Source organism: Sporosarcina sp. NCCP-2222 (genome assembly GCF_023168145.1).
In the GTDB taxonomy this organism is placed as follows: Bacteria; Bacillota; Bacilli; order Bacillales_A; family Planococcaceae; genus Sporosarcina.
In genome coordinates this window covers 73,342-87,372 of the sequence record NZ_BQYK01000003.1, presented here as the reverse complement: position 1 = coordinate 87,372, position 14,031 = coordinate 73,342, and the positions used below count along the sequence as shown (strand labels likewise).

General features: G+C 43.7%; 15 protein-coding genes. All 15 read left to right on the top strand.

Annotated features, from left to right (window positions below):
- The first annotated feature begins 27 nt into the window (after positions 1-27).
- The 15 genes from NCCP2222_RS07230 (at position 28) to spoIVA (ending at position 13,947) form a co-directional block, all read left to right on the top strand.
- A complete protein-coding gene (locus NCCP2222_RS07230; RefSeq protein ID WP_248511081.1) occupies positions 28-723 on the top strand; it encodes a LysM peptidoglycan-binding domain-containing protein in 696 nt (231 codons plus the stop codon).
- A gap of 95 nt (positions 724-818) precedes the next feature.
- The gene (locus NCCP2222_RS07225; protein WP_248511079.1) at positions 819-1,613 is read left to right on the top strand and encodes a metallophosphoesterase; all 795 of its coding nucleotides are present in this window, start codon (positions 819-821) and stop codon (positions 1,611-1,613) included.
- Between the two features lie 20 nt (positions 1,614-1,633).
- Positions 1,634-2,638, top strand: coding sequence for a YpdA family putative bacillithiol disulfide reductase (locus tag NCCP2222_RS07220; protein ID WP_375709173.1), 1,005 nt, complete (start codon positions 1,634-1,636; stop codon positions 2,636-2,638).
- 62 nt (positions 2,639-2,700) lie between these two features.
- Positions 2,701-3,375, top strand: a complete 675-nt coding sequence (gene prsW / locus NCCP2222_RS07215) for a glutamic-type intramembrane protease PrsW (RefSeq protein ID WP_238083794.1) — start codon at positions 2,701-2,703, stop codon at positions 3,373-3,375.
- A gap of 141 nt (positions 3,376-3,516) precedes the next feature.
- Positions 3,517-4,257 carry a spore cortex-lytic enzyme gene (gene sleB / locus NCCP2222_RS07210; RefSeq protein ID WP_375709172.1) on the top strand — a complete coding sequence of 247 codons (741 nt, stop codon included), beginning with the start codon at positions 3,517-3,519 and terminating at the stop codon, positions 4,255-4,257.
- A 68-nt stretch (positions 4,258-4,325) separates the two neighbouring features.
- Positions 4,326-5,612 (top strand): PepSY1/2 domain-containing protein, encoded by a 1,287-nt coding sequence (locus NCCP2222_RS07205; RefSeq protein ID WP_248511075.1) that lies wholly within the window; start codon positions 4,326-4,328, stop codon positions 5,610-5,612.
- 82 nt (positions 5,613-5,694) lie between these two features.
- On the top strand, positions 5,695-6,339 hold the full coding sequence (locus NCCP2222_RS07200) for a flagellar brake protein (RefSeq protein ID WP_248511073.1): 645 nt from the start codon (positions 5,695-5,697) through the stop codon (positions 6,337-6,339).
- A gap of 104 nt (positions 6,340-6,443) precedes the next feature.
- Positions 6,444-7,121 carry a (d)CMP kinase gene (cmk, locus tag NCCP2222_RS07195; protein WP_248511071.1) on the top strand — a complete coding sequence of 226 codons (678 nt, stop codon included), beginning with the start codon at positions 6,444-6,446 and terminating at the stop codon, positions 7,119-7,121.
- Positions 7,118-7,699, top strand: coding sequence for a lysophospholipid acyltransferase family protein (locus tag NCCP2222_RS07190; protein ID WP_248511069.1), 582 nt, complete (start codon positions 7,118-7,120; stop codon positions 7,697-7,699). The genes cmk and NCCP2222_RS07190 overlap by 4 nt, the downstream gene beginning before the upstream one ends.
- Before the next feature lie 80 nt (positions 7,700-7,779).
- Positions 7,780-8,919, top strand: coding sequence for a 30S ribosomal protein S1 (gene rpsA, locus NCCP2222_RS07185; protein WP_248511067.1), 1,140 nt, complete (start codon positions 7,780-7,782; stop codon positions 8,917-8,919).
- Between the two features lie 125 nt (positions 8,920-9,044).
- A complete protein-coding gene (gene der / locus NCCP2222_RS07180; RefSeq protein ID WP_248511065.1) occupies positions 9,045-10,355 on the top strand; it encodes a ribosome biogenesis GTPase Der in 1,311 nt (436 codons plus the stop codon).
- A gap of 29 nt (positions 10,356-10,384) precedes the next feature.
- Positions 10,385-11,401: an NAD(P)H-dependent glycerol-3-phosphate dehydrogenase gene (locus NCCP2222_RS07175; protein WP_248511063.1), complete on the top strand. Its 1,017-nt coding sequence runs from the start codon at positions 10,385-10,387 to the stop codon at positions 11,399-11,401.
- A 77-nt stretch (positions 11,402-11,478) separates the two neighbouring features.
- Positions 11,479-11,667, top strand: coding sequence for a DUF2768 domain-containing protein (locus NCCP2222_RS07170; protein ID WP_375709171.1), 189 nt, complete (start codon positions 11,479-11,481; stop codon positions 11,665-11,667).
- Positions 11,664-12,386 (top strand): hypothetical protein, encoded by a 723-nt coding sequence (locus NCCP2222_RS07165; protein ID WP_248511057.1) that lies wholly within the window; start codon positions 11,664-11,666, stop codon positions 12,384-12,386. Before NCCP2222_RS07170 ends, NCCP2222_RS07165 begins: the two co-directional genes overlap by 4 nt.
- 82 nt (positions 12,387-12,468) lie before the next feature.
- On the top strand, positions 12,469-13,947 hold the full coding sequence (gene spoIVA, locus NCCP2222_RS07160) for a stage IV sporulation protein A (RefSeq protein WP_248511055.1): 1,479 nt from the start codon (positions 12,469-12,471) through the stop codon (positions 13,945-13,947).
- Positions 13,948-14,031 lie beyond the last annotated feature (84 nt).

The window sequence follows — 14,031 nt, the reverse complement described above, 5'->3', positions numbered from 1 at the left end:
AGCATGAGGCGATAGGAGAAATTGTCGATGAAAAATAATGATTATGAATATGAATTTGAAGAGCATAGAAAAGAAATTGAAATGGACAAGGAATCGATTTCCGAACTACCGTCACGTTCAGAAGTTCATGGAAGAGGCAGGCGTTCTAAAAAGAAGTCCAATTTTACCTTGATCAATACGATCTTAGGTGTATTTACACTAATTCCAATTGTCATTTTTGGCTATGTTATTTATAACTTCTACAATCAAGATGATAAATCCAATACTGCCCAAATTGAAGATAATGGTGTTCAGTATGATGTGCATTCCCCGTCTCCTGGAAGCGGTGATTCGTCTCAGACAGCTGGAGCAGAGGATGAGGACAAAGATGATGGCAATACTGATACTAAAGGTCAAACAGATGACGATAAGGAATCTGGACAAAACCAAGCTTCTAAAGATCAGACTGCCGAAAAGCCTGTGAAACAGGAAACGTCGAAACCGGAAAAACAGCCGGAACAAAAGCCTGAAAAGAAGCCTGAGAAAAAACCAGAGAAAAAACAGGAAAATACCCAAGTTGCAAGTCAACAATCCGGCAAAGTTCATATTGTAAAGAAAGACGAGACTCTATATAGAATTTCGGTCAATTATTATGGCTCGGATATCGGTGTTGAAAAAATCAAGCAGGCAAATGGACTTTCTTCTAATGAAATACGGGTCGGGCAAAAACTGATCATTCCGTAATGCCGTTGCATTTACTAGTTGTAAGCAGCGTGAAGTGAAAACTCGAAAGGGGCAAAGTCGAAACCGCTTTGCCTCTTTCTTATGGCAGGTGTGAAATGAAGCGATTATTGAAAGGAACCGGCATTTTTACACTGGCGGTGAGCGGCATGGTCTTTTGGATGTTCATGACGGCCCGCCAGAGAAATGTAAGGCTTCACAAAATGGATATTGCCGGGGGAACCCATCGACAGAAAAAATTATCTGTTTTTTTTATTTCTGATATTCATCGGCGGGTGATCGATAACCGTTTAATTAAGAAAATTAAAAAACATGGAGACATGGATGTTGTTATCATTGGAGGGGACTTGGCCGAAAATGGGGTCCCCATCAAACGTGTGCAACAGAATGTCGAAAAATTGGCCGCCTTAGGCAAGGCAGTCTATTATATTTGGGGCAACAATGACAGGGAAGTTGGAGAAGTGGCCATACGTCAAATTTTCCAGGCATGCCATGGCCATATCTTAGACAATGAGAATGTTCCGATTCCAGGACATCCAGATTGGATCATTGCCGGAACAGACGACCCTTCTAGCAAAAATGTCGATATACATGCAGCGTTGAAAGGACTTGAACAAGACAAGTATTCCTTATGGGTCACGCATACTCCCTCATTGTTCCGTAAAGTCAGGGAACAGACGAATCCAACTGTCCTGCTGGCAGGACATACACATGGCGGGCAAATTCGTCTGGGGCCTTTCGGATTGCATGATAAGGGAGCTTTTACAATAGATGGCCAAACAGCCCAGCTTATTAGCAATGGATATGGCACGTCCATGCTTCCGCTTCGATTTGGCGCACCTCCCGAATGTCATATATTACACATCCATTATGGATTGAATGATGGTAACTGAAGGAGTTGACAAAGTTGGTTATAAAAAAAGATGCAATTATTGTCGGTGGAGGTCCATGTGGATTATCTGCGGCTATTGAGTTGCAAAAAATTGGATTAGATATCCTCATTATTGAAAAAGGGAATATTGTAGAATCTATCTACCGGTATCCTACACATCAAACTTTCTTCAGTTCGAGTATTAAGTTGTCGATTGGGGATATTCCGTTTATTACAGCAAAAGAGAAGCCGAAACGATTGGATGCACTTGTATACTATCGGACGGTTGCTGAATTAATGAATTTGCCGATTCACAGTAATGAGACAGTCGAATGCATTCAGAAGGCCGGGGATGGATTCCATGTTTCTACGACCTGTGGCGAGTATGCTTCCGATTATGTTGTCGTCGCGACAGGCTATTATGATAATCCAAATCAGTTGGGAATACCCGGAGAAGAACTCCCGAATGTCTTTCATTACTTTAAAGAGGGTCACCCATATTTTCGTAAGAAAGTGGTCGTCATTGGCGGCAAAAATTCAGCCGTAGATGCCGCGCTTGAGCTCCAAAGGGCAGGTGCAGAAGTCACAGTTGTTTATCGGGGCGACACATATTCGCCTAGCGTGAAACCGTGGATTTTACCTGGTTTTGATAGCCTTGTAAGGAATGAATTAATACAAATGCACTTTAATTCTGCGGTAATGGAGATTACCGAGGATACGGTCACAATCGAAAAAGAGGGAGAGCAATTTGTCATTGATAATGAATATGTATTCGCAATGATCGGGTATCATCCAGATCATGATTTCTTGCGAAACGCGGGCATTCAGATAGAAGATGCAAGCGGTCGGCCTCTTTTTGACCCGGCCACCATGGAAACGACTGTTGCTGGGTTATATATTGCAGGCGTCATCGCAGCTGGCAACAATGCCAATGAGATTTTCATTGAGAACGGCAAAGAACATGGCGGCCTCATAGCCAGAGATATACAGGCAAAAAGAGATGCAGGCAATATATCATCTGCATCTAAGGATGGATTAGTAAAATAATTGTAAACACACATCTTGTGCCAATGGAAACATGATATAATGGCGGGAAAGGGGGCCCGGTCATGATTATTTTGCTAACTGTGGCAATAGCGCCTGGCTTGGCGCTTTTCAGTTATCTTTATTTACGTAAACAGATCGCTACAGAGCCATCCAAGACGTTATTTCACACATTCATATACGGCGCCGTCATGACTTTCCCGATCCTGTTTATGCAGCATGTTTTTGAGGAAGAACATGTATTTTCTAATGAATTTATTCGAAATGCGGTGTTCACAAGCTGGCTTGAGGAATTCTTCAAATGGTTAATTTTACTAATCGCTATCTTTAGACATGTTGAATTTGAAGATGCATATGACGGCATTTTATATGGGGCGAGTGTTTCCTTAGGGTTTGCGACTGTCGAGAACATTTTATATTTGCTCACATTCGGTCTGGATACTGCCTTTTTGCGTGCATTGCTGCCTGTATCAAGCCATGCGTTATTCGGTGTCGTAATGGGCTATTATTTTGGAAGAGCCAAATTTACAACGCGTTCCAATAAAAATGGCATGCTGCTCTTTGCACTGTTTGCTCCGTTCATGCTTCACTTCATATACAATGGCATACTAGCCGTTAACGATTTCTCCTTATACTTAATTATTCCGTTTATGCTGTTCCTCTGGTGGTTTGGTTTAACGAGAGTAAAATATGCTCATACGTTTGCTATGCAGCAGTTCCGTAAAAAAGCTCAACTATAGTAATGAACCTGGTTGTCTTCAGACAATCAGGTCTTTTTTTATTCCCTCATAATTTGTTTAATTTTGGACCACACTGACAGAAAGGAGGAATCACCAGTGAAAAAAAGCATTTTAAAAACTATTGCTCTCTTCATGCTGATTATGGCTCTCTGTGGTTCATCAATGGACACATCCCGCGCGTTTACAGCACGGGACTTGGGGAGGGGCTCAACGGGTGACGATGTAATTGAGTTGCAAGCCAGGCTTCAATATATCGGCTTTTATAAAGGAACGATAGACGGGAAGTTTGGTTATGGCACTTATTGGGCGCTCCGTAATTTCCAAGATAGTTATGGACTGCCTACCGACGGAATTGCAGGAGCAAATACGAAGAAGAAACTTACTTCTGTTTCGGAGTACAACGAGAAATTTGTAATGGACAATTTAGCAAAAGGTAATCAATTTACGCATTATGGAGGAACCCCGCTTTCCGCACAAGTCAAGCAAGGGGGAGGCAAAACCGAACAAGCCCATCTTCCGTCTAAATACTCAGAGCAAGATTTAAAGCTGATGGCTAACGCGGTGTATGGAGAGGCCAGAGGCGAACCATATGAAGGCCAGGTTGCAGTGGCGGCAGTCATCCTAAACCGAGTCGAGCATCCCGATTTCCCGAACACTGTTGGTGGAGTGATCTTCCAGCCAGGAGCCTTTACGGCAGTCTCAGATGGACAAATTTGGCTGGAACCGAATGAACGGGCTAAGGAAGCTGTGCTGGATGCGTTAAACGGCTGGGATCCAAGTGAGAACTCGATCTATTACTTCAACCCAATTACAGCAACGAGTAAGTGGATATGGTCCAGGCCGCAAGTCAAGAAAATCGGCCTGCATATATTCTGTCACTGATTGCACTTCATATTAAAGGAGGTTTGGCATATTGCTGAGATCAAGTGTTTCGGCGAATTGCATTGTATATGAAAAAAATAATATTTGTATTATCTTTTGCGCTCGTCGCTTTGGCTGTCTTTTCGTATGATAAGGCAAAAGAGAATGACAAACTCGCTCTCGCTTTAAGCGGACAGTACGCAAAGCGGATGGCGGATGCTTCGGAAAAACTGGATGAATTGAATATAGCGATAGAAAAGTCGTTGCTTTTCAATGAATCCGATGGCTCAAAAAAAGCACGTGAGGATATTTGGCGACTCACTTCTGATATTCGGGGTTCTATTGATTCCCTTCCGTTGGATGCGAGTTTTTCCACAGCATGGAGTAATTATTTAAGTAGAGTCGGCAGTTACGCAAAAGAGGCCGACCGTTTGTCCAATTCAGGTGATTTTGAAAAAGTGATGAGCAAAGCATCGAAAAATCTGCAGCTTATGTCTACGGATTGGCAAGTCGCCACAGCAGGGCTGGTGGATGGCCGTTATTCCATGAACGAGTGGGTAGAGCGGTTAGATGCGAAGAGTTCAGACGTGGATTGGTCGCAAAAAGGGAATTCGGTGAAGCAATATACAGAGAGTGATTTCCCATTAACAGCAAGCGAATCGGATGCCATGAAGAAAAAGGACTTACAAAACATTACGGATCCAGAAGTTTCAAAAGATGAAGCGGTTTCGATATTCAAACAAGTGTTTCCGCAGGTTACAAACGATGTGATCGGAGTGGAGAAAAGCCAGCCCGGAGCACCGTATCCATTTTACCATATCCGTTTTGCTTCAAATCAAACTGTCGGATATATCGATATAACAGAAAAAGGCGGACATGTGCTATCCTACTTGGCAGATCGTCCATTTGGTGAACCTGCTGTTTCATTTGATGATATTAAACAGAGGACCGAAGAATTTCTTGAAAAAGCGGGCTACCGGGATGTCGTATTTGAGGAAGCCAGAGAAAATTCAAATGCCTGGCACTTTGTCTATGTAAGAGTCGAGCCTCTGCACAAGGCGAAAGTATTCTCAGATGTCATCCACATCAAAGCGGCTAAAGATACTGGCGAAATCGTTGGTTTAAACGCAGCGGAGTATATCCGAAAGGAAAAACTAGAGGATCAGCCAATCGTAAAAATTAATTGGAAAACCTTCTTCCATAATGGGGTCAAAGTAGAGAAAGAAGAACTGGCGTATGTTGAAAATGAGCAACTAAAGCAAAGGCTGGCATATTTCTTAACTGTCACGAAGGAAGACGAAAAAGGCATCGGCACTTACCAAGTTCTCGTAGATACAGAAACGAAAGAAGTACTCAAGACAGAAAAACTTTTCTAATTTTCGTCAATTGATCATTGGAAAATGCACCATACCGTGACATAATAAAAGAAGCATGAGTAAATGGTAGGTGTTGATGAAAATGAGACTTTCGATCGGTTCGTCGATTATTATCGATAAAGATCTTACGGAGAATAGTGATAAGTATAAAAGCAAGGTAGTTGATTTAGGACAGGATCATTTCATGATTGATTATCCGATTCACATGGAGACGGACCGTACCGCTTTTTTCATGGATGGGACCCAGCTCTTAGTGACATTTGTAGATCAACTTAAAATGTCATATGCCTTTCGAACTGAAGTAAAAGGCAGGGTGAATCGGGGCATCCCCATGTTACAACTGTCCTATCCAGGAGACCAGGAGTTGGTCAAAATTCAGCGCAGAGAATACGTCAGGGTGGAGACGCCAATTGATGTAGCGGTTAACGACGGCCGCGGTTTTGATCAGTATGTAGCGGAGGATATCAGTGCCGGAGGAATTGCGCTACATCTTGGACAAAAGGAAGAATTTGAGGAAAATCAACGGTTGTCTTTGTTTATTGCACTACCATTTCTCAATGACGACATCTATTATGTGCGTACGGATGCACTAGCTGTACGGACTTGGGAAAAAGACGGCAGAAGGCTTGCTTCTTTGCAATTTATTGATACGATGGATGCGGATCGGCAGCATATTATCCGTTTTTGTTTTGAACGGCAACTGCAAAGTCGGAAAGAAGCATTATAACCTTTATAGAGTTGGAAGAAACGGTGGGAAAAGTCCTTTTTGAAGGGACTTTTCCCACTTCCTTATGTTACAATGTTTTCGAATTGAATTCGGGGGTAGAAGATATGTCAAAAGGGATAAAGATTGCAATTGATGGACCTGCAGCTGCGGGGAAGAGCACAATTGCCAAACGCATAGCAGAAAAATTGGATTTCACGTACATCGACACTGGTGCCATGTACCGTGCATTAACACATAAAGCACTTGTCAATGACATAAATATTACTAGTGATCATGAACTGACATCACTTTTGGAGCAGACGGAACTACGCCTTCAGCCATCTCCTACTGGCCAAATCGTTTTTATCGACGGTTTGGATTGCACAGAGGAAATTCGTTCCCCGCAGGTCACAGCGAATGTTTCGGAGGTAGCAGCACACGAAAATGTCCGCCATCTGATGGTTGATAAACAACGGAAGCTCGCCCTTGCAACAGGTGTCGTTATGGATGGACGGGATATCGGAACAGCTGTCTTACCTGATGCCGAACTGAAAGTATTCATGACAGCTTCTGTAGAAGAACGTGCAATACGGCGCCATCTGGAAGATGAGAAACGTGGAATCCATACACCTGTTGAACAATTAAAGGCGCAGATTGCCGAGCGGGACAGGGCTGACAGCGAGCGAATTGTCTCGCCGCTCAAAAAGGCAGAAGACGCCGTCGTAATTGATACGACTTCTATGACTATAGATGAAGTTGTAGAAGAGATCATCGGGCTTGCTGAAAAGAGGATGAAGAAATGAACTTATATCCTTTAGGCAAATTTCTTGTTAGCACGATCTTTTTCCCTTTATACCGAATCCAAGTGATCGGTAAAGAAAATTTTCCTGACGAGGGCGGGGTGTTGCTTTGTGCGAATCACATAGATAATTTTGATCCGCCGGTTGTGGGCATCACTTGCCCTCGCACCGTTCACTTTATGGCAAAGGAAGAGTTATTTAAGGTACCAGTCTTAAAAAGTATTCTTCCTAGTGTCAATGCTTATCCCGTCAAAAGAGGGATGAGTGATCGGGAAGCGTTTCGGACGACATTAAAGTTATTGAAAGAAGGGAATGTCGTCGGTCTATTTCCGGAAGGCACGAGGAGCAAGACGGGTGAACTTGGTAAGGGGCTAGCGGGTGCCGGTTTCTTTGCATTAAAAGGAAATGCAGTGGTCGTCCCTTGCGCTATCGTAGGATCGTACAAGCCATTCAAACGTTTGAAGGTCATATATGGAAAGCCGCTCGATATGACCGAATACCGGGAACGAAAAGCGTCTGCCGATGAAGTGACAGAAGTGATCATGGATGCGATTCGACAATTGATCGAAAAAAATAAATAAAATGGCAAGGGTAATTTTTTGTTTTTACTCACCGATTCGAATAATATAGAAGTAGGATTCATTATGGAGGAGGACTACATATGACTGAAGAGATGAATTTGGATGCAATGAACGGATACAAAGAGGGTGACCGTGTCACTGGCAAGGTGACAAAGATCGAAGATAAATCCGTAACTGTAGAAATTTCAGGCGCTCCATTTGATGGCGTCATTCCGATCAGCGAGTTGTCCAGTCTTCATATCGAAAAAGCGGGAGATGCTGTTTCGGTTGGGGATGAACTTGAACTCATTGTCACAAAAGTGGAAGAGGATAACTATGTACTTTCCAAGCGTAAAGTTGATGCGGAAGATGCATGGGGAGACCTTGAGGAAAAATTCAACAACAATGAAACAATCGAAACAGAAGTGAAGGATGTCGTCAAAGGCGGCTTGGTTGTTGATCTAGGTGTCAGAGGGTTCATTCCTGCTTCCTTGGTGGAGGATCACTTCGTTGAGACATTTGACGATTATAAAGGGCGCACTATGACATTTAAAATTGTTGAAATGGATAAGGAAAAGAATCGTCTGATCCTTTCCCATCGCGCAGTTCTTCAAGAAGAAAAGTCTCAGAAAAAAGAGGAAGTGCTCGATGACCTGAAAGAAGGAGACGTGCTGGAAGGAACTGTTCAGCGAATCGCTTCTTTCGGAGCATTCGTCGATATCGGCGGTGTGGATGGATTGGTCCACATCTCACAATTATCGCATGAGCATATTGAAAAAGTATCCGATGTATTGAAAGAGGGAGACAAGGTGAAGGTTAAGGTCCTTTCTGTGGACCGCGATTCGGAGCGGATTTCCTTGTCCATTAAAGACACACTGCCTGGCCCGTGGGAAGATATAGAGGAGAAGGCTCCAGTTGGCTCCGTATTCGAAGGCACTGTGAAGCGGCTCGTTTCCTATGGTGCATTTGTTGAAGTGTTGCCTGGCGTCGAAGGCCTTGTCCATATTTCCCGTATTTCACATGAGCATATCGGTACACCGCATGAAGTGCTCGAAGAAGGTCAACAGGTGAAAGTAAAAGTCCTTGATGTAAACGCAGATGAGAAACGCCTCTCCTTAAGCATTAAAGATTTGATTGAAAAGGAAGAGGAAGAATCATATGGCGATTACGAAATGAAAGAGGAAACAGGCTTCTCCTTAAGTGATGTAATTGGTGATCAACTGAAGAAATTCTCGGAATAACGAATGGAAATCCCATTTGGACACAAAATGTGAATAACATTCTGGATGATGATGATGCTTTTATAGGCATCATCATCTTTTTTCTGTATAATGTCTAGAGATAGAGTCGGAAGGATGTTTTAATTATGACGAAACCAACAGTGGCGATTGTCGGCAGACCAAATGTCGGGAAATCGACAATCTTCAATCGGATAGTGGGAGAGCGGATATCAATCGTGGAAGACGTGTCTGGCGTGACGCGCGACCGTATCTACAGCTCTGCAGACTGGTTGGCACATGAATTTAATTTAATTGATACAGGCGGCATTGATATCGGCGATGAACCGTTCTTAGAGCAAATTCGCCTACAAGCGGAAATTGCGATTGATGAGGCAGATGTCATCATTTTCCTTACAAACGGTCGGGATGGCGTGACAGATGCGGACGAACAAGTTGCTAAAATGTTATATAAGACGAAAAAACCTGTTGTATTGGCAGTCAATAAAATCGACAACCCAGATATGAGGGAAATGATTTATGACTTCTATTCATTAGGGTTTGGTGATCCGTATCCGATTTCAGGTTCTCATGGGATCGGTCTTGGGGATTTGCTTGACGCTGTTGCAGCCAGCTTCCCAGACCCATCAGAAGAGCAGGAGGACGATGATGTCATTCGCTTCTCGCTGATCGGACGGCCGAATGTCGGCAAATCCTCCCTTGTCAATGCATTGCTCGGAGAAGAACGGGTCATCGTCAGTGACGTGGCAGGAACAACTCGCGATGCCATCGATACATCATATGAATACGAGGGGCAAAAGTATAAGATTATCGATACGGCAGGCATGCGTAAAAAAGGAAAAGTATACGAGAGTACAGAGAAATACAGTGTATTGCGTGCTTTGAAGGCAATTGACCGATCGGATGTCGTCCTTATCGTCTTGAATGGCGAGGAAGGATTGCGTGAACAGGACAAGCGTATTGCAGGCTATGCCGAAGAAGCAGGCAAAGGTGTGATGTTTGTTATAAACAAATGGGATGCGGTCGAGAAAGACGAAAAGACAATGAACCGATTCACAGAGGATATCCGAAAAGAGTTCCAATTCCTTGAGTACGCGCCAGTTGCCTATGTATCAGCCAAAACGAAGCAACGTGTACGCACTTTGTTCGATACGATCAAATTGATAAGTGAAAATCATGCACTTCGTATCCAATCCAGCGTACTCAATGAGGTAATAGAAGATGCTGTTGCCAGGAATCCTGCACCATCCGACAAAGGCCGCAGACTGCGTATTTACTATGTGACACAAGTAGCGGTTAAGCCTCCTGTCTTTGTCGTTTTTGTTAACGAACCCGAATTGATGCATTTTTCATATGAACGATTTTTACAAAATAGACTTCGTGAAGCTTTCGGATTCGAGGGTACTCCGATCCGGTTGATTACAAGAGCACGAAGCTGATAGTTCATATGGTTGAGAGGATGGTTTGAATGGAAAAAGTTTCTGTAATCGGCGCGGGCAGCTGGGGAACTGCGCTCGCTTTTGTCTTAGCCGATAATGGACATGATTGTTTAATTTGGGCTCGAAGAGAGGAGCAGGCATCTGAAATTAATGAGCGCCACACAAATGAGCGCTATGTGCCTGGTATTTCTTTGCCCACAGCATTGCAGGCGACTTCAGATTTGAAGAAAGCGGTCTGCCATGCAGAAATTCTGATCATTGCAGTGCCGACAAAAGGGATACGCGGAATTTGTGAGGAAATTAATGGCATGGTGGAACAACCTAAATTGTTTGTCCATGTTTCAAAAGGCATTGAGCCAAACTCATTAAAACGTATTTCTGAGATGCTTGAAGAAGAAATCAATCCTGAGAATCGGCAGGCGATTGTTGTATTATCCGGACCAAGCCATGCGGAAGAAGTGGTCTTGCGCCATCCGACGACGGTCACTGCCGCCTCTGATAATCTGGAAGCTGCAGAAAAAGTGCAAGACCTTTTCATGAATCATCATTTCAGGGTCTATACAAACAATGATGTGCTCGGTGTCGAGCTTGGAGCCGCTTTGAAAAATGTCATCGCTTTGGCTGCAGGAATCACTGATGGCTTAGGCTATGGGGATAACGCAAAAGCTGCGCTCATAACAAGAGGGCTCGCAGAAATCACACGCCTTGGTGTCAAAATGGGAGCCAATCCTTTGACGTTCTCCGGCTTAACAGGGCTAGGAGATTTAATTGTCACCTGTACGAGCGTGCATTCCCGAAATTGGAAGGCCGGTCATATGCTCGGCGAAGGCAAGACGCTTGAAGAAGTCACTTCTGGTATGGGAATGGTAATCGAAGGAGTGCGCACGACGAAAGCTGCACATCAGCTTGCGCAGCAAATGGACGTTTCCATGCCGTTGACAGAAGCCTTATATACTGTGTTGTTTGAAAATACTCCGGCTAAAGAAGCGGTTGATAAACTGATGAACCGGATGAAAAAACAAGAAATTGAAGACATTTTCGGGTGAAACTCGGGTGTCACAATAATTGGGGAAATAGATTTTACTGGATGAAAGGATGAATCACCTTGTCCTCACTGGATAAAATGTGGCTGTCGTTCTATGCAATGGGTTTCATGGCTATTTCCATGGGTCTCATTTTTGTAAGCCGGCATAAGCTTTCCAATCGGCTGCTAAAGTTTTTGTTTGCAATTATAGCGTATGCTTTACTGATCTTCTCATTTTTTGCAATGGTTTATCTCGTATTCAGCGGTCCTACCGGAGGTGCGCGATGAAGAATTTATCAAAAGGGATTCTATTGACCATAATTGTTACAATAACTGTACTATTATCAGGCTGTATGTATCCTGGAGATGAAAAGGCCGCCAAGGAGAATCCGTATGAGGAGCAGCTTCAGTCTGTCCAAAAAGCAGTAGAATCCTATCAGAATAATAATGGTGGATTATTGCCGATAAAGACGCGTGAGCAAGAAACGGATCTCTACATCAAGTATCCTGTTGAATTTTCGAAGCTGGCTCCCGCTTATATGGAGAAAATCCCATCTAATGCCTATGAGGTTGGAGGCATTTATCAATATGTGCTGACGGATGTGGAGGAGAACCCTACAGTGAAGTTGGTCGATTTACGGGTGGCTGAACGAATCCGTGAATTAAATTTGCGAAAACAGATCCTAGGTAAAATATATTTCAAGGATGAAGTAGGAGAATTTGTTTTCGAAATCGATTACGAAAAGATGGGCTACGATGAGCCGATTCAGATTCCAAGCCCATACTCCGATGCGCAATTACCTCTAGTTGTTGGAGGGGATGGCAATTTTTATATCGACTATTCCATCGACTTAGGACGTATTATTGAAAATGAAAAGCCGGATGTCAAACCAGGCGACGATATTCGCCATTTGTTATCCGACCATTATCCAATATTGCCTGCCTACTCGCTTCCATATACTGTGAATGAAGAGAATCAAGTCATCTTTTTGCGCAAAAAAAAATAGGTTGATAAAACGTTTCGTGCTTTTAGCATGAAACGTTTTTCTTTTACATAAACTAGAATGCGCAAAAAAAGGAGGGCTACGTATGAAAGAGGAGTTGTATGAAAATCTGGCTAGACGTACGGATGGGGATATCTATATAGGAGTGGTCGGCCCTGTTCGTGTGGGGAAATCGACATTTGTGAAAAGGGTGATGGAAGAAGTCGTCATTCCTAACATGCTCGATGCGGGGGATCGTGCGAGAGCGCAGGATGAGTTGCCACAAAGCTCTCCTGGCCCTATTATTATGACATCCGAGCCGAAATTCGTTCCTGCCCAGGGAACGGCAGTGTCCATCGGCGATGGGGAGCTGACATTCCAAGTAAGATTAGCCGATTGTGTCGGCTATGTCATTGATGGCGTAAGAGGGTATGAGGATGAGGATGGGCCGAAATACGTCCATACCCCGTGGCACAATGAGCCGATTCCATTCGAGGAAGCTGCGCGGATCGGAACGGATAAAGTAATACGTGATCACTCAACAATCGGTATTTTGGTGACAACGGATGGGACAGTCAATAATATTCCCAGAGCTGCAGCTGAGGTTGCAGAAGAAGAAATTGTCGCGAAGCTGAAGGATATCGGGAAACCATTTGTCATCGTATTGAATTCGAAAATGCCTGCACATGACCGGACGGTCGCCCTGAAAGAACAATTGATTGAACGTCATGGCGTACCCGTCATTGCAATCAGTGCTGATCAGCTAAATGCCCAGGAGATTCAACTGATTTTGAAGGAAGCTCTATTCGAGTTCCCGATTACGCATATCGACTTGCAGAAACCGGATTGGATGGATGTGCTCGGTGCAGATCATGAACTGAACTCCTCTATTGATAATGTAATCAACGAAGGGTTTCTGGAAGTATCGAAGATTCGTAAAGTACAAGAACTGGCGGAACGATTAAAAGATGAAAAATATGTGCGGCATGCAGAAGTGGTTGAAGTCGACGCAGGCAAAGGGCGGGCCACTGTTAACATTGAAATGGACGAACAGGCATTCCAAGAAGTTTGCGAATCGATTATGCAGCGAGAGATGAGAACGAAAAAGGATTGGCTTGTCTTCGTGCAGGATGCAGTAAAAGCGAAAAAGTCCTACGATATGTATGCTGAGGCAATCGAGACAGCCAAACAGACAGGATATGGCGTTGCGCTCCCAACCATTGCTGATTTCCAACCGTCTCCGCCGGAATTGATTAAACAGGATAATTTCTACGGGGTACGGATGAAAGCATCCGCGCCTTCGCTTCATATTATCCGTATCGATATGGACGCTGAGTTCTCCCCGTTGATTGGATCGGAGTTCCATAGTCATCATTTGCTTAAGGAACTGAAGAACGCCTATTTGCATGACCGGGATGCCTTGTGGCAAACACAGTTGTTCGGAACGCCTCTCCATGAAGTAATGAAGGAAAGCATTCGATTCAAAACTTCCTCTGTGCCGCCTAATGCCCGAAAAAGATTGCGGGAAACCATTGAGCAGATGGTCAATAATGGAAACAAGGGCATGATTACATTTATCGTCTAACATGAAGGAAAAGGCTGAATTATAACGTTTTTAAATGGTAATAACATACAAAACTACGTAAAAAGATCCGTTTCTCACGGGTCT